Below are 19,298 nucleotides of genomic sequence, written 5' to 3'. Positions count from 1 at the left end.
ATCAGCCGACTGACTTGCCGATATCTACTTGTCGATGTCGCCGACGACGAAGAACAGTGACCCCAGGATCGCCACCATGTCGGCGACCAGCTGTCCCGGCAGGAGTTCGGCGAGCGCCTGGATGTTGTTGTACGAGGCCGAGCGCAGCTTCAGGCGGTAGGGGGTCTTCTCGCCCTTGGACACCAGGTAGTAGCCGTTGATGCCGAGCGGGTTCTCCGTCCACGCGTACGTATGGCCCTCGGGGGCCTTCAGGACCTTCGGCAGGCGCTGGTTGATGGGGCCGCGCGGCAGGTCGACGATCCGGTCCAGACAGGCGTCCGCCAGGTCGAGCGCGTTGTGCGTCTGCTCCAGGAGGCACTCGAAGCGCGCCAGGCAGTCGCCCTCCTGCCGGGTCACCACCTTCAGGACGTCGCCCAGCTCGCCGTACGCCAGATACGGCTCGTCGCGGCGCAGGTCGAAGTCCACTCCGGAGGCGCGCGCGATGGGACCGCTCACTCCGTAGGCGTGCACGGCCTCTCCGGAGAGGACGCCCACGCCGCGCGTGCGGCCGCGGAAGATCTCGTTGCCGAGCACCAGGCGGTCGTACACGTCCATGCGGGAGCGCACCGAGGCGACGGCGGCCCGCGCGCGGGTGGTCCACCCGGCGGGCAGGTCCTCCTTGAGGCCGCCGACCCGGTTGAACATGTAGTGCATGCGGCCGCCGGAGATCTCCTCCATCACGTTCTGGAGCTCCTCGCGCTCCCGGAAGGCGTGGAAGACCGGGGTGATTCCGCCCAGTTCGAGGGGGTACGAGCCGAGGAACATCAGATGGTTGAGCACCCGGTTCAGCTCGGCGAGCAGGGTCCGGGTCCACACCGCGCGCTCGGGCACCTCCATGCCGAGCATGCGCTCGACGGCCATCACCACGCCCAGCTCGTTCGAGAACGCGGACAGCCAGTCGTGGCGGTTGGCCAGCATCACGATCTGCCGGTAGTCACGCGCCTCGAAGAGCTTCTCCGCGCCCCGGTGCATATAGCCGATCACCGGTTCCGCGTGCTCGACGCGCTCGCCGTCCAGGACGAGCCGCAGCCGCAGCACGCCGTGCGTGGACGGGTGCTGCGGACCGATGTTGAGCACCATGTCCGTGCTCTCGGCGGCGCCGCCGACGCCGACCGTCGTCTCGGTCAGCTCCGTGCTCCGCGCGTGCCGCGTCTTCCCGGTGTGCTCCGTCGTGGGGCTCATGCGCACAGTCTGACGCACCCGCGCGGCGACACCACTGTCAGATGCCGTACGTAGTCTTGAGGCATGGAAACGGGGACGGGTCAGGACTCCGGCGCGGTCACGGGCGAGCCCGTGTGGACCGGGCTGCCACGAGGACTGCTGAAGATGCGGCGCATGCTGCTCGTGGTGTGGGCGGTGCCGCTCGCGGCGGTGCTCGGCGTGCTGCTCGGGCTCTTCGCCGGGCCCGTCTGGGCGGCCTTCGCCGCGCTGCCGCTCGCGCTCGCGGCCTGGAACTGGCCGCTCCTTGAGCGCAACTGGCGCTCGTGGCGGTACGCGGAGCGGGCCGATGACCTCCTCATCAGCCGCGGCGTGCTGTGGCGCGAGGAGACGGTCGTTCCGTACGGGCGCATGCAGCTCGTCGAGGTCACCTCCGGCCCCGTGGAGCGGCACTTCGGCCTGGCGAGCGTCCAACTGCACACCGCGGCCGCCGCCACGGACGCCTGCATCCCCGGCCTCGACCCCCAGGAGGCCGAGCGGCTGCGCGACCGGCTCACGGAGCTGGGCGAGGCCCGATCGGCGGGGCTGTGAGCGAAGGTCTGGCCCCCGGGCCGCGCGAGGACGGCAGGGAGCGGGAGAGCTCCCAGGAGCCGCAGGAGGGCGCTGGCGCGCCCGTCGGCGAGGAGGCGGGCTCCGCGAGCGCCGCGGGGCCGGTGGAGGCCCCAGGGCCGCGCGAGCGGCGGCTGCACCCCGTCACGCCGCTGCGGCGGGCGTGGGCGCCCGTCGCCGTGCTCATCGGCTGGGCCTTCCACGACCCGGACGGCACCCAGCGCCGCCTGTCCGAACTGACCGCGACCACGCTCGCCCTCGGCGTCACGGCCGTCGTCGTCGGCGGCGCCGCGTACGGCTTCCTCAGCTGGTGGTTCACGCACTTCGCCGTCACGGAGACGGAGCTGCGCATCCGCACCGGCCTGCTGTTCCGGCGCACCGCGCACATCCGACTCGACCGGCTCCAGGCCGTCGACCTGACCCAGCCCCTCGCGGCCCGCCTCGTCGGCGTCACCAAGCTCAAACTCGACGTCGTCGGCACGGAGGACAAGGACGAGCTGGCCTACCTCAGCGAGCGCGACGCCGCCGCGCTGCGCGCCGAGCTGCTCGCGCGCGCCGCCGGTCTCGCCCCCGAGACGGCCCACGAGGTCGGCGAGGCGCCCTCGCGCCAGCTGCTGCACGTGCCGCCCCGCATGCTCGCCGTGTCCGTGCTGCTCACCGGCGCCCCCTGGGGGCTCCTGCTCACGGCCCTCGTCGTGCCGTCGTTCCTGTGGTTCCTGACCCACAGCCTCTGGACGGTCCTCGTGACCGCGCTGCCCATACTCGGCGGCGCGTTCGCGAGCAGCGCCGGACGCTTCGTCGGTGAGTACGACTGGACGGTCGGCGAGTCCCCCGACGGCCTGCGCCTCGACCACGGGCTGCTCGACAAGGCGCACGAGACGGTGCCGCCGGGGCGGGTGCAGACCGTGCGGATCGTCGAGCCGCTGCTGTGGCGGCGGCTCGGCTGGGTGCGGGTGGAGCTGAGCGTGGCGGGGTCGTCGAACGGCGTGCTCGTGCCGGTCGCCCCGCGCGCGCTCGCCGAGTCGGTGATCGAACGGGTCCTGCCGGGGGTGCGGGTCCCTGGCGACGACGAGCTGTCCCGGCCGCCCACGCGCGCGGCGTGGTGCGTCCCGGTGTGGTGGAAGGGGCACGGACTGGCGGTGACGGACGCGGTGTTCGCGGCGCGCCACGGTCTGCTGCGGCGCCGTCTCTCCCTGGTGCCGCACGCGAAGGTGCAGAGCGTACGGCTGGTGCAGGGCCCCTGGGAGCGGTTCAAGGGCGTGGCCGACGTGAAGGTCGACACCGGGGCGGACAGCACGGTGACCGCGCGGCTCCGGCCCACCGCGGAGGCCGCGGACCTCCTGCGCCGCCAGGCGGAGCGCTCCCGCACGGGGCGCCGGGAGGCGCGGCCCGACCGGTGGATGGCCTGAGGGGCCGACGGGTGGGCTGAAGGCGGGCCCCGAGGCCGCCTGAGGGGGCGCACGCGCGAAGGGGCGGCTGGGACCCGGCCGCGACGCGGCGGGAACCAACCGCCCCTGAAGCGGTGCGGTGGGACAGCGATCCGGTGGCTACGCCCGCAGGGCCGTGCGCAGGCCCTCCAGGTCGATCTGCTCCGTCTCGTCGTGCGCGGTCAGGTCGATGACCTGGCCGACACCGCGCTCGGCGTCGGTCGCCTCGTCCGACGGCTTGAACTCGGCCTCGGCCTCGGCCTCGGCCTTGTGGACCGCGAGCGCCTCATCGCCCACCACGTCGGCGAGGTCCGCGTTCTGTACGGCGTCCAGGGCGGCCGGGGCCGTGCTCTTCGCGGCCTCGCCCTTCGTGCCGAAGAAGTCGAAGCCGCCCTCGTCCGCCGGCTGGCGGACCCGCGCGGGGGGCACGACGGCCGCCGCGGCCGGAACCGTGAAGTGCCGGGCGGGCACGAGCTCGTCCCCGTCGCCGTGCTCAGCGGGCGCCTCGGCCGTTCCCGGCAGGTCACCGGCGTCCTCGTCACCGGCTTCCTCGCCACCGACTGGGGCGTCCGCGTCGCCACGCACGTCGATCACGTCGCCGTGCGTGTCGCCTTCGCCGCGGTGCTCGTCGAGGTGGGCGTCACCGCGCTCGTCGGCACCGCCGTCGCCGCGCTCGTCACCGTACGCGTCGACGTAGTCATCGCGGTGCTCGTCACCACGCTCCACATCGCGCTCGTCGTCATGCGCGTCGTCATGGGAGCCGTCGTACGCACCGTCGTACGCGCCGTCGTACGCACCGTCGTACGCGTCATCAGCGAGCATCTCCGCGGACACCCCGCCGGATGCCTCACCGAGCACCTCACCGGATTCCCCCGCGTCCGCCTCCGCGTCCGCCTCCGCGCCTGCCTCTACGTCCGCCTCCGCGCCCGCAAGGCGTGCCAGCGCCGCGTTGGCCCGCGCGTACAGCGGGTCCGTCAGCGTCGCCGTACCGGAGCGCTCGGGCGCCGCGCTGTCGGCCTTCTGGTCACGCGCGTCGCGTGCCGGTGCCGCCGGGAGCGCGGGCGGGCCCGACGTCTCCTTGGCGAGCAGCCGCCGCCCCTCCAGGGCGCTGGCGCGCTCGGTCTCAGCCGTCGCGTACCGCCGCAGCAGGGCCGCGTGTTCGTTGCGCAGCGCGGCCAGCTCGGCCCGCTTGGCGCGCAGCTTGTTCTCCAGCCTGGTCCGCAGCTCGCGGGCCTCTTCGAGGTCGGACTCGCACTCCGCTATCCGCTCCTCGTAGCGCCACTCCTCGCTCGCCCGCATCCGGCCGAGCTCGGCGACCCGCTTGCCCGCGGACTGGTCCCAGCGGCGCATGACGACCGAACCCACCACCGCGCTCGCGGCCGCGGCGGCGACGAGCGCGCGCAGCACCACGGGTTCCGCGAACATCCAGGCGCCGCCGGCGCAGACGAGGGAGAAGCCCGCGACCGCCGACGGCGGAAGCAGCCTGTGCAGTGGCGGGGAATGGCGGTGACGTCCACGTGGCATGGCCAGAAACTTACCGCGCGTAGACGAAGTCTGTTGCCCCGCCCGCCAAAATCCCGATGCCCCCACGGCAACTCCCCACCGAACCGAGCCACTTCCTTACAGCCCGATCACTCCATCTGCTGCGGCCGGATTCCGCAACCCGGCGCGCACGACTTCCGGATTCCCCTGTCCCCGCTCTCCGGAGCCCTCGCGCGAGTCCTGGCCACGCCGTGTGCGTACGGTCGCACGACGTGGCCCCGCCGTCCTGAGCGCGGTTACTTCTTGATCAGACCCTTGGACTCCAGATAGTCCTTCGCGACGTCGCCTTCCTTCTGTCGCTCCTCGTCGACCTTGCGGTTGAGTTCGATGAGGTCGTCCGTCGTCAGCGTCTTGGTGAGCTTGCCGAGCGCAGCGGCTATCTCCTTGTCGCCCGCGGACTTCTCGTTGATCACGGGAAGGATGTTGTCCGCGTTCTGGAGCTTCTTGTCGTCCTCGAGGATCACCAGGCCGAAGTTCTTCAGCGTCGCGTCCGTGGTCGTCGTCAGGACGAGCTGGTCCGTGCCGTTCTTCACGGCCTGCTTGGACTGCGTGGTGCCGACGCCCTTGGGGTCGATTCCGGTGACGTCGATGCCGTACTTCGACTTCAGGCCCGGCGCGCAGAACGGGCGCGTCTCGCATTCGTCACCAGCGGCGATCCTGACCTTCTCGCCGGACTTACCGAGGTCCGAAAGCGTCTTGAGCTTGTGCTTCTTCGCGTAATCCGCGGTCACCGCGAACGCGTTCTGGTCGACGGCCTCGCCCGCCGGAAGTGCCTTCAGGCCGCGCGGCTCCGCCAGCTTCGTGAGCGCGCGGTACGTCGCGTCGAGATCGCTGGAGGCGACCGGCTTCGCGTCCGAGCCGTTCTTCTTCAGGTTGAGGAATTCCGCGAGCGTGGCCGCGTATTCGGGGGCGACGTCGATGGTGCCCTTCTTCAGCTCGGGCTCGTACACCTCACGGTTCTGTACGGTCTTCACCGACGCGTCGTACCCGGCGTCGCGCAGCACGCCCGCGTACAGCTCGGCGAGCACCTTCTGCTCGGTGAACCGCGCCGAGCCCACCACGATCTCGCCCTTGCCGCCGTCCGACCCCTTGTCGTCCTCCAGGCTGTCCCCGCCGCACGCGGTGAGCCCCGCGGTCAGCGCCACGACGGCCGCGGCCGCCCCTGCGATCCGTCGCGCGCGACGCGTGCTGCTGTTCATCGGTGAACCACCATTCGAGAGTTTCAAAAACACACAGAGATCGAGACAGAGAACGAGAACGTCCGGGCAGGTCAGCCGCTCACGCGCGACCGCCCCCGCATCGGGTCGAAGACCCACCCCACCGCGACCAGGACACCCTCCACGACCAGGGCGAGCAGCGCCACCAGAAAAGCGCCCGCGACGACCTGCGGGGTGTTCTGGAGGTTGAACCCGGCCGTGATGATCCGGCCGAGCCCCCCTTCCCCCGCCATCGCGGCGAGCGTCGCCGTCGCCACGACCTGCACCGCGGACGACCGCACCCCCGTCATGATCAGCGGGTACGCCAGCGGCAGCTCGACCCGGGCGAACACCTGACGGCCGCTCATGCCCATGCCCCGCGCGGCCTCCACGACCGAGCGGTCCACCTCGCGCATCCCGACGTAGGTGTTCGTCAGGAGGGGCGGCACGGCGAACAGGACCAGGGCGATCAGCGTCGGCACGTCCCCGTGCTCGCCGAGCGGGGTGAGCGTGAGGAGGATAAGCACGGCGAGCGTGGGCACCGCGCGCCCCACGTTCGAGATGTTCACCGCGAGCGCGCCGCCCTTGCCGATGTGCCCGAGCAGCAGGGCCAGGGGCAGCGCGATGGCGCAGGCCACGGCGAGGCACACACCCGTGAAGTAGAGGTGCTCGGCGAGCCGGTGCCACACCCCCTTCTCGCCCTGCCAGTTGGCGGACGTGGTCAGCCACTCATAGGCGCCGGATATCGCGTTCATACGGGCTCAGCCACCTTGACCGCACCGGAGGCCGCGTCCGCCCCGCGGGAGAGACGTCTCTTGCGTATGCGGAAGGAGCCCGAGGCCCTCGTCCAGGGAGTCAGCCACCACTGGAGCGCGAGCAGCAGCAGGTCGGCGACGAGCGCGAGCAGGACGCACAGCGCCGACGCCGTGAGCACCTGGGCCTTGAACTGGGTGTCCAGGCCGTCCAGGATCATCGTGCCCAGGCCGCCCTTGTCCACGATGGCGCCGACCGTGGTGAGCGCCACCGTCGAGACCGTCGTGATCCGCACGCCCGCGAGCAGCGAGGGCAGCGCCAGCGGCAGTTCGACCTCCCAGAGCAGCCGCAGCGGGCCGTACCCCATGCCCTTGGCCGCTTCCCGTGCCTCCTCGGGCACGGCCCGCAGGCCCGCGAGGATGTTCCGGACGAGGATCGTCAGCGAATACAGCACGAGGCCCGTGACGACCAGCGAGGCGGAAAGCCCGAAGAACGGCAGGAGCAGCGAGAACATCGCGAGGGACGGAATCGAGTACAGCACGGTGGTGACGCCGAGAATCGGCGCCGCGAGGAATCTGAAGCGCCGCGCGAGCAGCGCGAGCGGCAGCGCCACCGCCACCCCGATCACCACGGACGCGGCCGTGATTCCCACGTGCTCCACCGTCGCGTCGATCAATTCCTGGCTGCGCGAGCGGACGTACTCGCCGCAGATCCAGTCGTTCGTCACGAGACAGCTCCGCTTGTTCACCCGCCCCGCCTCCCCCCGATTCCCCGAAGCCATGCCGCGGGCGCATGTGCTTCATCGCACACGCGCGGCATGTCCTGTCGACAGCACAAGACCGCCGCCCGACCCCACCCGGTCGGGACGCGTGCCCCAACGCACACGTCCCTCTGTCTGGCGACCCTAACGCCGAGCACTGACAATCGCCGAGACTCGTACGACGGGCGCAATACGGCCTTCACAGAACACGCGCCACAATGGGGAATCATGATCCGGTTCGAGCACGTGACCAAGCGGTACGCGGACGGCACGACGGCCGTCGACGATCTGTCCTTCGAGGTCGGCGAGGGTGAACTGGTCACGCTCGTCGGCCCGTCGGGCTGCGGCAAGACCACGACGATGAAAATGGTGAACCGGCTCATCGAGCCCACCAGCGGACGGATATTCCTCGACGGCGAGGACATATCCGAAATCGACCCGGTGCGGCTGCGCCGCCGCATCGGCTACGTCATCCAGCAAGTCGGCCTGTTCCCGCACAAGACGGTCCTCGACAACACGGCGACCGTCCCGCACCTCCTCGGCGTCAAGCGCGCCAAGGCCCGCGAGCGCGCCGCCGAGCTCCTCGACCTGGTCGGCCTCGACCCGTCGGTGTACGGCGACCGCTTCCCCGAGCAGCTCTCCGGCGGCCAGCGCCAACGCGTCGGGGTGGCGCGCGCGTTGGCGGCGGACCCGCCGGTGCTCCTGATGGACGAGCCGTTCGGCGCGGTCGACCCCGTCGTGCGCGAGCACCTCCAGAACGAGTTCCTCCGCCTCCAGCAGTCCGTGCGCAAGACCGTGTTGTTCGTCACGCACGACATCGAGGAGGCGGTGCGCCTCGGCGACCGCATCGCCGTCTACGGCCACGGGCGCATCGAGCAGTTCGACACCCCCTCCAGCGTCCTCGGCGCGCCCGCGACGGAGTACGTCGCGGACTTCGTCGGCGCCGACCGGGGCCTCAAGCGCCTGTCGGTGACGCCGATCGAGGAGGGCGACCTGGAACAGCCGCCCGTCGTCCACCTCGACGACCCGCTGCCCAAGGAGCTCGACGCCCGCTGGGCCGTCGTCCTGGACGGCGAGAACAACCTGCACGGCTGGCTCTCCGCCGAGCACGCGCGCGGGGGCACCGGCACGGTGCGCGAGCACGCCCGCCGCATGGAGGCGTGGCTCCCGGTCGGCGCGAGCCTGAAGCAGGCGTTCTCGACGATGCTCCAGCACGACGCGGGGTGGATCGCGGTCATCGACGAGCGCAGCGAGGGCCGCTTCCTCGGCGTCCTCACGCCGGGCCGGCTGCACGAGGCGCTGCGCCGCTCGACGGCGGCGGACGCGCGCGACATCGCGCGCGAGGACGTGGAACTGGAGTCGGTGGGACCGGTCCTCGGGGCCTGAGAGACGAAGGGCGGGCGGCCGCTGACCCCCGTCAGCCGCCGCCCGCCCTCATGAGACGTGCGTCACCGTACGTCCGGACAGACGCGCGTCACCGTACGTCCGAACCTCCGGTGAGCCGCTGGCTCAGCCACACCAGGGAGTTGGGGATCTCCCGCCGCCAGGTGTTGAAGTTGTGGCCCCCGCTGTCGAGGATCATCGACGACACGCGCGTGGGCGGCTTGACCTTGTCGATGAACTTCAGGGTGTCCTTGTAGTTGCCCTCGCCCTTCTTGCTGCTGCTCAGCAGCAGGGAGGTCTTCGGGGGCGGCATGTGGTCGAGGTACCACATGAGGTTGGCCTGGTTCTCCAGGTCCTTGTCCCCGTGGAAGAGGTTGCCCGTGGTGACGTCCTGGGCGGCCTTGTAGTAGCCGGACAGGCTCGCGGCGGCGCCGTAGACGCTGGGGTGGTGCATGGCGAGCTTCAGGGCGCAGTAGCCGCCCGTGGAGTCGCCGATGATGCCCCAGGAGTCGGGCTTCTTGCCCGCCCGGTAGTGCTGGATGATCGCGTCGGGCAGGTCCCTGGCGAAGAACGACTCCGCCTGCGGGCCGCCGGGGATGTCCACGCACTCGGTGTCGCGCGGCGGCGCCACGGTCGGCCGGAGCATGACCAGGATCATCGGCTGCATCTTGCCCTGCCTGGCCTGCTTGTGGGCGGTCTGCGGGTAGTGCAGGCCCTTGATGAGCGCTTCGGCGGTTCCCGGGTAGCCGGTCAGGACGACGGAGGCGGGGAAGGTGCGGTGGCGGTACTGCGGCTGGAAGTACTCCGGCGGCAGGTAGACGTACGCGGGGCTGGCGATCTTCGAGTTGCGGCCCTGGACCTGGATCTTCTGGATCTGTCCGCCGACGCGCGGCGTCTCACCGCCCGGGACGTCGACGGACTGCGTGTCCAGGACCTTGACCGGGCCCTTCTCGCCCTTGAGCACGTCGTGGTCGACGACCACGCCCTGCTCGGTCTCCTGCCCGAGCAGGTCGGCCCAGCTGGCGTAGAACCCGAACGCCTGGTTGGTGTAGAGACCAATCGACGCGAAGACCGCCACCTGCGTGGCCAGTAGCAGCCCTACGCGGCCCGTGATGGCGCGCCAGCTGCGGCGTGCGAGCCGCGGCCAGAGCCAGATCGTGCCGATGAACAGCAGCACGGCCAGCGCGACCGCGAGTGCCAGCACTTTGTTGCTCGTGAGACCCATGGGAAGATCCTGCCTGCGCTTTCTGCCTGTTCGCTCCCGGGGGCCGGAAGGGTGTGCTCCGGTTCCGGGGCGGAGCCCTGGCCCGGGTTTGGCCGTGGCTTTTCTCGCCTTTGCCGTACTTTTCCGCCAGCTTTGAGCCGGTTTTCTGGTCCGGAGTGAACCCGTGTCCCCAAAGGACCGTCCTAGAGGGCGCAATATCCCGGATGCCGCCTTTGGCGCCGGGTCGAAGCTCTCTCGCAGAACTACGGGATGCGATGTCTGTCAGGATAGATGGGGAAATGTCGGATGCGGTTCCAGAGGGTAAGCGCGGGCTGCGCCGAGTCCTTCGCGGCCCCCGCCCCGAAGCCGTCCCCGCCCTGGTCGCCAGAGCCTGCGCGCTCGTAGGGCTCCTCAACGTGGCGGCGGGGGTGTTCCCCCGCTTCCGCCACAGCCGGCTGCACACGTTCGCCGAGGTGCTCCCGGGCCTGTTCGGCCCCTTCGCCGCCGCCCTCGCGCTCAGCTGCGGCGTCCTGCTGCTCCTGCTCGCGCACGGCCTGCGGCGCAACAAGCGCCGCGCGTGGCGCGCCGCGGTGGTCCTGCTGCCCGCGGGCGCGGTGGCGCAGTTCGCGTACCGGCACTCCTTCATCGGCGTGCTGATCTCGATCGCGCTGCTCGTGCTGCTGCTGCGGCACCGGGAGCAGTTCGCCGCCCTGCCCGACCCGCGCAGCCGCTGGCGCGCGCTCGCGAACTTCGTCGTCCTCGGCGCCGGGTCCCTCGCCCTCGGCCTGGTGATCGTCAGCGTCCACCCGGACAAGGTCATCGGCGACCCCAGCATCAGCGAGCGCCTGATGCACGTCCTGTACGGCCTCTTCGGCGTCGAAGGGCCCGTGGACTACACCGGGCGCACCCCCTGGACCGTCGGCTTCTCCCTCGGCGCCCTGGGCCTGCTGACCGCCCTGACCACCATCTACCTGGCGTTCCGCCCCGAGCACCCGGCCGCGCGCCTCACCGACGACGACGAGGTCCGGCTGCGGGAGCTGCTCGCCAAGCACGGCGGCCGCGACTCCCTCGGCCACTTCGCGCTGCGCCGCGACAAGGGCGTGGTCTTCTCGCCGAGCGGCAAGGCCGCCGTCACCTACCGCGTCGTCTCCGGTGTGATGCTTGCCTCAGGCGACCCGATCGGCGACGTGGAGGCCTGGCCGGGCGCCATCGAGCGCTTCATGGACGAGGCCAAGGCCCACTCCTGGACGCCCGCCGTCATGGGCTGCTCGGAGACCGGCGGCCAGGTGTGGACCCGCGAGACCGGCCTCGACGCCCTGGAGCTCGGCGACGAGGCGGTGGTGGAGGTCGCGGATTTCTCCCTGTCCGGGCGCGCGATGCGCAACGTGCGCCAGATGGTCAAGCGAATCGAGCGCAATGGGTACGAGACGCGCGTACGGCGCATCCGTGACCTCGGCCCCCAGGAGCTGGAGCGTGTCCAGCGGGCGGCCGACGACTGGCGCGGCACCGACACCGAGCGCGGCTTCTCCATGGCCCTGGGCCGCATCGGCGACCCCGACGACGGCGACTGCCTGATCGCGACGGCGCACAAGACCGACGAGCAGCCCGGCCCGTACGGCGACCTCAAGGCCGTCCTGCACTTCGTCCCGTGGGGCAAGGACGGCGTGTCCCTCGACCTCATGCGCCGCGACCGCAGCGCCGACCCCGGCATGAACGAGCTGCTCATCGTGGCCGCGCTGCAGGCGGCGCCGAAGCTCGGCGTCGCCCGGGTCTCGCTGAACTTCGCGATGTTCCGCGCCGCCCTCGCGCGCGGCGAGAAGCTGGGCGCGGGCCCGGTCCTGCGCGCCTGGAGGGGCCTGCTCGTGTTCCTCTCGCGCTGGTTCCAGATCGAGTCCCTGTACAAGTTCAACGCCAAGTTCCGGCCCCGCTGGGAGCCGCGTTTCGTGGTCTACCGCTCCAGCCGCGACCTTCCCCGCATTGGCTTCGCGGCGATGCAGGCCGAGGGCTTCGTGACGCTCGCCCTGCCGCGCTTCCTGCGCCGCCGCACGGCCGGGCCCCGGCCGTGCCCCCACCAGGGGCCCGCGGCCGCGCGCTCGGCCGAACAGCGCGAGGTACAGGCGGCATAGCGCCCACGCGCGCGGGCCTACGCTTAAGGCATGAGTACGTTGCGCGGGCGGGGAATCGTCGAGGGGCTGCCCCCATGGGACCGCTGTGCGGTCATGGGCGTCGTGAACGTGACCCCTGATTCGTTCTCCGACGGCGGCCGCTGGTTCGACACCACGGCCGCCGTGAAGCACGGCGTCGACCTGGTCGCCCAGGGCGCCGACCTGGTCGACGTGGGCGGTGAGTCGACCCGCCCCGGCGCCACGCGCGTGGACGAGGCCGAGGAGCTGCGCCGCGTGGTGCCCGTGGTGCGGGAGCTGGCCGCCGAGGGCGTCACGGTCTCCGTGGACACCATGCGCGCCTCCGTGGCCCGCGAGGCGCTCGCGGCGGGCGCGGTGCTCGTGAACGACGTCTCCGGAGGGCTCGCCGACCCGGACATGGTCCCCACGGTGGCGGCCGCGGGCGCGCCGTTCGTGGTGATGCACTGGCGCGGTTTCCTGACCGACCTGCACGCCAAGCCGGTGTACGAGGACGTGGTCTCCGAAGTCGTCGACGAGCTCCACGCGCGCGTGCAGGCCGCGATCGAGGGCGGCATCGCCCCGGAGCGGATCGTCGTCGACCCGGGCCTCGGCTTCTCCAAGAACGCCGAGCACGACCTGGCGCTCGTGGCCCACCTGGACCGCCTGTGCGCGCTGGGCCGCCCGATCCTCGTCGCCGCCTCCCGCAAACGTTTCCTCGGCCGTGTCCTGGCGGGCCCCGGCGGCTCGCCGCCGCCCGCCCGCGAGCGGGACGCGGCCACCGCCGCGGTCTCGGCGATCGCCGCGCACCAGGGCGCCTGGGCGGTCCGCGTGCACGAGGTGCGGGCCACCGCGGACGCCGTCCGGGTGGCGCAGGCCGTGACGGCCGCGGGCGCGGCCGGAGCGGCGGGCACTCGGTGACCCGCGCCCGTACGGACGTCGAGCAGGTCGAGCGGGCCAACACCGCGTTCTACGAAGCACTGGAGCGCGGCGACTTCGACACGGTGTCCGACCTGTGGCTGGACCCGGCGGACCTCGCCGACGGCTCCGGCAGCGGCGGCCCGTCCAGCCTCACCACACCGATTCCCACCCTCTCCGGGGGCTCCTCCGGCCGGGACGGCCTCCACGGCGCTGAGAACGCCCTGGACGGCTTGGACGGCCTGGACGACGAAGACGACACGGACGACGCAGACGACGCAGACGGGGACGCCGGGGACGCCAGGGACGCCGGAGAGGGCATCGACGGCGACGACGGCGACAGCGACAGCTACGAGGAGGACGGCGCCGCCGCGATCTCCTGCGTCCACCCGGGCTGGCCGGTGCTCACCGGCCGCGGCGAGGTGCTGCGCTCGTACGCGCTGATCATGGCGAACACGGAGTACATCCAGTTCTTCCTCACCGACGTCCGGGTCAGCGTGGCCGGGGACACGGCCCTGGTGACGTGCACGGAGAACATCCTCAGCGGCGGCCCGGCCCCGCAGGACGGCGACGAGCTCGGGCCGCTCGTCGGGCAGCTGGTGGTGGCCACCAACGTGTTCCGGCGCACGCCCGACGGCTGGCGGCTGTGGTCGCACCACGCCTCCCCCGTGCTCGCGGAGTCCGGCGACGACGAGGACGACGAGACTCCCGCCTGAGGGGTGGCGGGCCGCCTCCGAGTGGGTAGGGGCACCCGCGAACGCCGCCGACCGGGCCCTACGGCGCCCCCGCGGGCGATCGCTGTCGGTGCCCGCAGGTAGATTCGAATGAGGCTGGTGTGCCGACCGCAGTCGGCAGCAGCCGGCCATACCGACGACTGTCAGGAGTGATTCGCGTGGATCGTGTCGCGCTGCGCGGCCTGAAGGCCCGCGGGCACCACGGTGTCTATCCGCGGGAGCGCGAAGAAGGCCAGACCTTCATCGTGGACCTGGTCCTGGGTCTGGACACCCGTGCGGCCGCCGCCGACGACGACCTGGCGAAGACCGTGCACTACGGCATCGTGGCGGAGGAGGTCGTGGCCGTCGTGCAGGGCGAGCCGGTGAACCTCATCGAGACGCTGTCCGAGCGCATCGCCCAGACCTGTCTCAAGCACGAAGGCGTCCTGGAGATCGAGGTCACGGTGCACAAGCCGGACGCCCCGATCACCGTCCCGTTCGACGACGTGACCATCACGATCACCCGGAGCCGCGTATGAACGTCCACAGCGACCCCACCGTCCAGCCGGTGCCCGCCTCCGTCGTGGAGCAGGTGGACGCCGCCGACACCACCCTGTCCAACCCGCACCGCGCCGTGCTCTCCCTCGGCGCGAACCTGGGCAACCGCCTGGAGACCCTCCAGGGCGCCGTCGACGCCCTGGAGGACACCCCCGGCCTCCGCGTCAAGGCCGTCTCTCCGGTGTACGAGACGGAGCCGTGGGGCGTCGAGCCTGGCTCGCAGCCGTCGTACTTCAACGCGGTCGTGGTCGTGAAGACCACGCTGCCCCCGTCCTCGCTCCTGGAGCGCGCGCAGGCTGTCGAGGAGGCCTTCCACCGCGTCCGGGACGAGCGCTGGGGCGCGCGCACCCTGGACGTCGACATCGTCGCGTACGCCGACGTCGTCTCGGACGACCCGGTGCTCACGCTGCCGCACCCGCGCGCGCACGAGCGTGCCTTCGTCCTCGCCCCCTGGCACGACGTGGAACCGGAGGCACAGCTCCCGGGCCGCGGCCCGGTGGCCGACCTGCTCCACGGCATCACCCGGGAAGGCGTCACGCCGCGCGCCGACCTGGAACTCCAGCTGCCCGAGTAGTCGTTAGGGTCTACCAGGACCGCCGCCGCGCCCCGAAGCGGGGCACGGCGACCACACCAGGCGATGACGGCGAGACACCGGCAAGACGAGACACCGGCAAAAGGGGCGACCTCCGGAATGAAGCAACTGCGCGTGAGGACGCTGGCGGGTCTCTTCGTCGTCGCCGGGGTGCTCTCCTGGGCGGGCGCCCGCCTGTGGGACTCGGTGGGCACGCTGCCGCGCGTCCCGCTGGCCGCTCCCATCGTCCTCGCGGTGATCGCCGCGGTGCTGCTCGCCACGGCGGTCTCGCTGCGCTCCCGGCTCCGCGCCCAGCGCGAGCGGCGGCCCGGCGCGAAGGGCGTGGAACCCCTGATGGCGGCCCGGGCGGTGGTCTTCGGCCAGGCGAGCGCGCTCGTCGCGGCGCTGGTGTGCGGCATGTACGGCGGCGTGGGCGCCTTCATGCTGGAGTATCTGGACATCCCCGCCCGCCGCGACCAGGCGTACTACGCGGGCTTCTCGGTCCTCGCGGGCATCGGCGTGATAGCGGCGGCGTTCTTCCTGGAGCGCGTCTGCAAGCTGCCCGAGGACGGCGACGACGAGCACGGGGGCGCGGCCCCGGCGGCCTGACCCCGGCGGACCGCGGCCCCCGGCAGCGGGGGCCGCGCCCGGCCGTCAGCGCGCCAGTATCAGGCTCATGGCCTCGGCGCGGGTCGAGGCGTCCCGCAGCTGCCCGCGCACCGCGGACGTCGTGGTCTTCGCGCCCGGCTTGCGGATGCCGCGCACCGACATGCACATGTGCTCGGCCTCCACGACGACGATCGCGCCGCGGGCCTCCAGGATCCGCATCAGCGAGTCGGCGATCTGCGTGGTCAGCCGCTCCTGGACCTGCGGCCGGCGGGCGTACACGTCGACGAGGCGGGCCAGCTTCGACAGGCCGGTGATCTTGCCCGAGTCGGCGGGGATGTAGCCGACGTGCGCCACGCCGTGGAACGGCAGCAGATGGTGCTCGCACAGGCTCACGATCTCGATGTCCTTCACCAGGACCATCTCGTCGTGCCCCAGGTCGAACGTGGTCGTCAGGACGTCCTCGGGCTCCTGGCGGAGCCCGGAGAGTATCTCCCGGTACGCCCGCGCCACGCGCGCGGGCGTCTCGCGCAGGCCCTCGCGGTCCGGGTCCTCGCCGACCGCGATCAGCAGCTCCCGTACGGCGTTCTCGGCCCGCTTCTCGTCGAACTCACCGATCGAGCCCTCGCCTGCCAGCGTCACGGGGTCGGTCATCTGTGCCTCGTTCCTGGTTCCTGAGTATGTGCGGACGGCCGAAAACAGCCGTGCCCCCCAGGCTAGAACCTGGGGGGCACAGCATCCATTCCGGGCCTGGTGATACGCCCGGGATCAGCTCTCGGGGCGGTCCTCCGGGGCCACCTCGATGGACTGGGTTTCACCGCTGGCGGCGGTGGTGCCGCTGGCGGCGGTCACCGCGGGGGTGGCGCCGTTCGCACCGTTCGTCAGCGACAGCTCCTTCGGGGAGAGCACCGGCGGGCGGGTCGACGGCGTGCGCCGCGTGGAGCCCGTCCAGGCCGGGCGCGCCGGACGCTTGACGATCGGGGCGAAGACCTCGGCGATCTCCTCCTTGCCGAGGGTCTCCTTCTCGAGGAGCGCGAGGACCAGGTTGTCCAGGACGTCGCGGTTCTCGACCAGGATCTCCCAGGCCTCGTTGTGCGCGGTCTCGATGAGCTTCTTGACCTCTTCGTCGACCAGCGCCGCGACCTCTTCCGAGTAGTCCCGCTGGTGCGCCATCTCGCGCCCGAGGAACGGCTCGGTGTTGTCGCCGCCGAACTTGATCGCGCCCAGACGCTCGGTCATGCCGTACTGCGTGACCATCGCGCGAGCGGTGGCCGTGGCCTTCTCGATGTCGTTGGCTGCACCGGTGGTCGGGTCGTGGAAGACGAGCTCCTCGGCCGCGCGCCCGCCCAGCATGTACGCCAGCTGGTCGAGCATTTCGTTGCGCGTGGTCGAGTACTTGTCCTCGTCCGGCAGGACCATGGTGTAGCCGAGGGCGCGGCCGCGCGACAGGATCGTGATCTTGTGGACCGGGTCCGCGTTGGGGGAAGCCGCCGCGACCAGGGCGTGGCCGCCCTCGTGGTACGCGGTGATCTTCTTTTCCTTGTCGGACATGATCCGGGTCCGCTTCTGCGGGCCCGCCACGACGCGGTCGATGGCCTCGTCCAGCATGTGGTTGTCGATGAGCTTCTGGTTGCTGCGGGCCGTGAGCAGGGCGGCCTCGTTGAGGACGTTGCTCAGGTCCGCGCCGGTGAAGCCCGGCGTGCGCCGCGCGACGGCGCCCAGGTCGACATCCGGGGCGACCGGCTTGCCCTTCTGGTGAACCTTGAGGATCTCCAGACGGCCCAGCATGTCCGGCCGGTCGACGGCGATCTGCCGGTCGAAGCGGCCGGGGCGCAGGAGGGCCGGGTCGAGGATGTCCGGGCGGTTCGTGGCGGCGATCAGGATGACGCCGCCCTTCACGTCGAAGCCGTCCATCTCGACGAGCAGCTGGTTGAGCGTCTGCTCGCGCTCGTCGTGACCGCCGCCGAGTCCGGCGCCGCGATGGCGGCCGACGGCGTCGATCTCGTCGACGAAGACGATCGCCGGGGCGTTCGCCTTGGCCTGCTCGAACAGGTCACGCACACGGGAGGCACCGACACCGACGAACATCTCGACGAAGTCGGAACCGGAGATCGAGTAGAACGGGACGCCCGCCTCGCCCGCGACGGCGCGCGCGAGCAGCGTCTTGCCCGTGCCGGGCGGGCCGTACAGCAGCACGCCCTTGGGGATCTTGGCGCCGACGGCCTGGAACTTGGCGGGCTCCTGCAGGAACTCCTTGATCTCGTGGAGCTCCTCCACCGCCTCGTCCGAACCGGCGACGTCGGCGAACGTCGTCTTGGGGGTGTCCTTGGTGATGAGCTTCGCCTTGGACTTGCCGAAGTTCATGACCCGGCTGCCGCCGCCCTGCATCTGATTCATCAGGAACAGGAAGACGACGACGATCAGGACGAAGGGGAGGAGGGACAGCAGGATGCCGACGAAGGGGTTCTGCTTCGACGGGGAGACGGTGTAACCGTCGGGGATCTGCTTGTCCTCGTACTTGGCCTGCAGCATCTTGGCGATCTCGACGCCCTGGTCGCCGATGTAGCTCGCCTGGACCTTGCTGCTGTCCTTGACCTTCTGGCCGTCCTTGAGCTCCACCTTGATGGTGTGATCATCACCGGTGGTGAGCTTGGCCGACTTGACCTTGTTGTCGTCGATGGCCTGTACGACCTGGCCGGTGTCCACTGTCTTGTAGCCGCCGCCCGAACCGACGACCTGCATCAACACGACCACGGCAAGGACGGCCAGCACGATCCACATGACTGGCCCACGGAAGTATCGCTTCACGTCCATCCCACGGAGCGAGGCCGCTCCGTACCTCCTGCCATAGTGAGTTTGATAAAAGACTGTTCTTCGGACCGTACCCCAGCATTGTGACCCGAAGCCGCGCGGGACTGCTGGCAATCCCGCCTTCGCATGCTCCAACGGCGGGAAAGGGCCGGGGGTTCCCGCCCGTCCACCCGGCGTACCCGTCTGCGCACCGGGGGCCACCCGTCGACCGGGTGCACCCCAGCGTCTTACGCCGCCCGGGCCGCCGTAGGCAAGCCCGGGCCGCGCGGGCGGTCAGCCGCCGTAGACGTGCGGGGCGAGCGTGCCGACGAAGGGCAGGTTGCGGTACTTCTCCGCGTAGTCCAGGCCGTACCCGACCACGAACTCGTTCGGGATGTCGAAGCCGACCCACTCGACGTCGATGGCGACCTTGGCGGCCTCCGGCTTGCGCAGCAGCGTGCACACCTTCAAGGAGGCGGGCTCGCGCGAGCCGAGGTTGGAGAGCAGCCAGGACAGCGTCAGGCCCGAGTCGATGATGTCCTCGACGATCAGGACGTGCTTGCCCTTGATGTCGGTGTCCAGGTCCTTGAGGATGCGGACCACTCCGGAGGACTGGGTGCCCGCGCCGTACGACGACACGGCCATCCAGTCCATCGTGACCGGGGTGGACAGGGCGCGTGCCAGGTCCGCCATGACCATGACCGCGCCCTTGAGCACGCCCACGATCAGCAGGTCCTTGCCCGCGTACTCCGCGTCGATCTTCGCGGCCAGCTCAGCCAGCTTCGCGTCGATCTCTTCCTTGGTGATGAGCACCGACTGGAGGTCGGTGCCCATGTCTTTCGCGTCCACCCGCATCACTTTCGGTCGTCCCACCGGCCCGCGGGAAACAGTCGGAGATCCACCAGAGATCCACCAGAGATCCATCGAAGATCCGTCGGAGGTCCCAGAGGT

General features: G+C 71.1%; 17 protein-coding genes and 2 pseudogenes. 10 read left to right on the top strand and 9 right to left on the bottom strand.

Going from position 1 to position 19,298, the window contains the following annotated elements; translation table 11 throughout:
• Positions 1–24: 24 nt before the first annotated feature.
• The gene (locus tag AC07A4_RS32400; RefSeq protein WP_478605704.1) at positions 25–1,167 is read right to left on the bottom strand and encodes an NADH-quinone oxidoreductase subunit D; all 1,143 of its coding nucleotides are present in this window, start codon (positions 1,165–1,167) and stop codon (positions 25–27) included.
• Between the two features lie 117 nt (positions 1,168–1,284).
• Here AC07A4_RS32400 and AC07A4_RS32395 point away from each other — a divergent pair, with 117 nt between their 5' ends.
• Positions 1,285–1,788, top strand: coding sequence for a PH domain-containing protein (locus AC07A4_RS32395; RefSeq protein WP_478605568.1), 504 nt, complete (start codon positions 1,285–1,287; stop codon positions 1,786–1,788).
• A 122-nt stretch (positions 1,789–1,910) separates the two neighbouring features.
• Positions 1,911–3,215, top strand: a complete 1,305-nt coding sequence (locus AC07A4_RS32390) for a PH domain-containing protein (RefSeq protein WP_478605702.1) — start codon at positions 1,911–1,913, stop codon at positions 3,213–3,215.
• A gap of 138 nt (positions 3,216–3,353) precedes the next feature.
• Here AC07A4_RS32390 and AC07A4_RS32385 read toward each other — a convergent pair whose 3' ends face one another.
• The 4 genes from AC07A4_RS32385 to AC07A4_RS32370 all read right to left on the bottom strand — a co-directional run bounded on the left by AC07A4_RS32385 (position 3,354) and on the right by AC07A4_RS32370 (position 7,505).
• Positions 3,354–4,757 carry a hypothetical protein gene (locus tag AC07A4_RS32385; RefSeq protein ID WP_478605565.1) on the bottom strand — a complete coding sequence of 468 codons (1,404 nt, stop codon included), beginning with the start codon at positions 4,755–4,757 and terminating at the stop codon, positions 3,354–3,356.
• A 254-nt stretch (positions 4,758–5,011) separates the two neighbouring features.
• Complete coding sequence (locus AC07A4_RS32380; protein WP_478605563.1) at positions 5,012–5,974, bottom strand: ABC transporter substrate-binding protein; 963 nt, start codon at positions 5,972–5,974, stop codon at positions 5,012–5,014.
• Between the two features lie 71 nt (positions 5,975–6,045).
• A complete protein-coding gene (locus tag AC07A4_RS32375) occupies positions 6,046–6,726 on the bottom strand; it encodes an ABC transporter permease (RefSeq protein WP_478605561.1) in 681 nt (226 codons plus the stop codon).
• A complete protein-coding gene (locus AC07A4_RS32370; protein WP_478605558.1) occupies positions 6,723–7,505 on the bottom strand; it encodes an ABC transporter permease in 783 nt (260 codons plus the stop codon). Before AC07A4_RS32370 ends, AC07A4_RS32375 begins: the two co-directional genes overlap by 4 nt.
• Before the next feature lie 207 nt (positions 7,506–7,712).
• On the opposite strand from AC07A4_RS32370, the gene AC07A4_RS32365 reads away from it, so the two are divergent.
• Positions 7,713–8,870 carry an ABC transporter ATP-binding protein gene (locus AC07A4_RS32365; RefSeq protein WP_478605556.1) on the top strand — a complete coding sequence of 386 codons (1,158 nt, stop codon included), beginning with the start codon at positions 7,713–7,715 and terminating at the stop codon, positions 8,868–8,870.
• 88 nt (positions 8,871–8,958) lie between these two features.
• Here AC07A4_RS32365 and AC07A4_RS32360 read toward each other — a convergent pair whose 3' ends face one another.
• On the bottom strand, positions 8,959–10,092 hold the full coding sequence (locus AC07A4_RS32360; RefSeq protein ID WP_478605554.1) for an alpha/beta hydrolase: 1,134 nt from the start codon (positions 10,090–10,092) through the stop codon (positions 8,959–8,961).
• A 278-nt stretch (positions 10,093–10,370) separates the two neighbouring features.
• On the opposite strand from AC07A4_RS32360, the gene AC07A4_RS32355 reads away from it, so the two are divergent.
• From AC07A4_RS32355 to AC07A4_RS32325, 7 genes and pseudogenes are all read left to right on the top strand, one after another.
• The gene (locus AC07A4_RS32355; RefSeq protein ID WP_478605551.1) at positions 10,371–12,197 is read left to right on the top strand and encodes a phosphatidylglycerol lysyltransferase domain-containing protein; all 1,827 of its coding nucleotides are present in this window, start codon (positions 10,371–10,373) and stop codon (positions 12,195–12,197) included.
• A 30-nt stretch (positions 12,198–12,227) separates the two neighbouring features.
• Entirely contained in the window at positions 12,228–13,112 is an 885-nt protein-coding gene (gene folP, locus AC07A4_RS32350; RefSeq protein ID WP_478605549.1) for a dihydropteroate synthase, read from the top strand.
• Positions 13,109–13,228: pseudogene (locus AC07A4_RS32345) on the top strand (nuclear transport factor 2 family protein); the annotation flags it as partial. The gene folP and the pseudogene AC07A4_RS32345, both read left to right, overlap by 4 nt.
• Before the next feature lie 213 nt (positions 13,229–13,441).
• Positions 13,442–13,825, top strand: a pseudogene (locus AC07A4_RS32340) (nuclear transport factor 2 family protein); the annotation flags it as partial.
• A 176-nt stretch (positions 13,826–14,001) separates the two neighbouring features.
• Entirely contained in the window at positions 14,002–14,361 is a 360-nt protein-coding gene (gene folB / locus AC07A4_RS32335; protein ID WP_478605546.1) for a dihydroneopterin aldolase, read from the top strand.
• Entirely contained in the window at positions 14,358–14,954 is a 597-nt protein-coding gene (folK, locus tag AC07A4_RS32330) for a 2-amino-4-hydroxy-6-hydroxymethyldihydropteridine diphosphokinase (protein WP_478605543.1), read from the top strand. Before folB ends, folK begins: the two co-directional genes overlap by 4 nt.
• A gap of 117 nt (positions 14,955–15,071) precedes the next feature.
• Positions 15,072–15,560: a DUF3180 domain-containing protein gene (locus tag AC07A4_RS32325; protein ID WP_478605541.1), complete on the top strand. Its 489-nt coding sequence runs from the start codon at positions 15,072–15,074 to the stop codon at positions 15,558–15,560.
• 45 nt (positions 15,561–15,605) lie between these two features.
• Here the strand turns inward: AC07A4_RS32325 and folE are convergent, their stop codons facing one another.
• From folE to hpt, 3 genes are all read right to left on the bottom strand, one after another.
• Positions 15,606–16,211, bottom strand: coding sequence for a GTP cyclohydrolase I FolE (folE, locus tag AC07A4_RS32320; protein ID WP_030679969.1), 606 nt, complete (start codon positions 16,209–16,211; stop codon positions 15,606–15,608).
• Positions 16,212–16,325: 114 nt separating this feature from the next.
• Complete coding sequence (gene ftsH, locus AC07A4_RS32315; RefSeq protein WP_478605538.1) at positions 16,326–18,371, bottom strand: ATP-dependent zinc metalloprotease FtsH; 2,046 nt, start codon at positions 18,369–18,371, stop codon at positions 16,326–16,328.
• A 270-nt stretch (positions 18,372–18,641) separates the two neighbouring features.
• Positions 18,642–19,202, bottom strand: a complete 561-nt coding sequence (gene hpt / locus AC07A4_RS32310) for a hypoxanthine phosphoribosyltransferase (RefSeq protein ID WP_030679974.1) — start codon at positions 19,200–19,202, stop codon at positions 18,642–18,644.
• Positions 19,203–19,298 lie beyond the last annotated feature (96 nt).

This window comes from Streptomyces sp. NPDC043996, assembly GCF_056435225.1.
This window is presented reverse-complemented; position numbering and strand designations above follow the sequence as displayed.

What these genes read in the sequence shown, in the direction of transcription:
- AC07A4_RS32395 (WP_478605568.1), top strand. Translation starts at nt 1,285, where the DNA reads ATGGAAACGGGGACGGGTCAGGACTCCGGCGCGGTCACGGGCGAGCCC.
- AC07A4_RS32385 (WP_478605565.1), bottom strand. Translation starts at nt 4,757, where the DNA reads ATGCCACGTGGACGTCACCGCCATTCCCCGCCACTGCACAGGCTGCTT.
- AC07A4_RS32380 (WP_478605563.1), bottom strand. Translation starts at nt 5,974, where the DNA reads ATGAACAGCAGCACGCGTCGCGCGCGACGGATCGCAGGGGCGGCCGCG.
- AC07A4_RS32375 (WP_478605561.1), bottom strand. Translation starts at nt 6,726, where the DNA reads ATGAACGCGATATCCGGCGCCTATGAGTGGCTGACCACGTCCGCCAAC.
- AC07A4_RS32370 (WP_478605558.1), bottom strand. Translation starts at nt 7,505, where the DNA reads ATGGCTTCGGGGAATCGGGGGGAGGCGGGGCGGGTGAACAAGCGGAGC.
- AC07A4_RS32365 (WP_478605556.1), top strand. Translation starts at nt 7,713, where the DNA reads ATGATCCGGTTCGAGCACGTGACCAAGCGGTACGCGGACGGCACGACG.
- AC07A4_RS32360 (WP_478605554.1), bottom strand. Translation starts at nt 10,092, where the DNA reads ATGGGTCTCACGAGCAACAAAGTGCTGGCACTCGCGGTCGCGCTGGCC.
- AC07A4_RS32355 (WP_478605551.1), top strand. Translation starts at nt 10,371, where the DNA reads ATGTCGGATGCGGTTCCAGAGGGTAAGCGCGGGCTGCGCCGAGTCCTT.
- folP (WP_478605549.1), top strand. Translation starts at nt 12,228, where the DNA reads ATGAGTACGTTGCGCGGGCGGGGAATCGTCGAGGGGCTGCCCCCATGG.
- folK (WP_478605543.1), top strand. Translation starts at nt 14,358, where the DNA reads ATGAACGTCCACAGCGACCCCACCGTCCAGCCGGTGCCCGCCTCCGTC.
- AC07A4_RS32325 (WP_478605541.1), top strand. Translation starts at nt 15,072, where the DNA reads ATGAAGCAACTGCGCGTGAGGACGCTGGCGGGTCTCTTCGTCGTCGCC.
- folE (WP_030679969.1), bottom strand. Translation starts at nt 16,211, where the DNA reads ATGACCGACCCCGTGACGCTGGCAGGCGAGGGCTCGATCGGTGAGTTC.
- ftsH (WP_478605538.1), bottom strand. Translation starts at nt 18,371, where the DNA reads ATGGACGTGAAGCGATACTTCCGTGGGCCAGTCATGTGGATCGTGCTG.
- hpt (WP_030679974.1), bottom strand. Translation starts at nt 19,202, where the DNA reads ATGCGGGTGGACGCGAAAGACATGGGCACCGACCTCCAGTCGGTGCTC.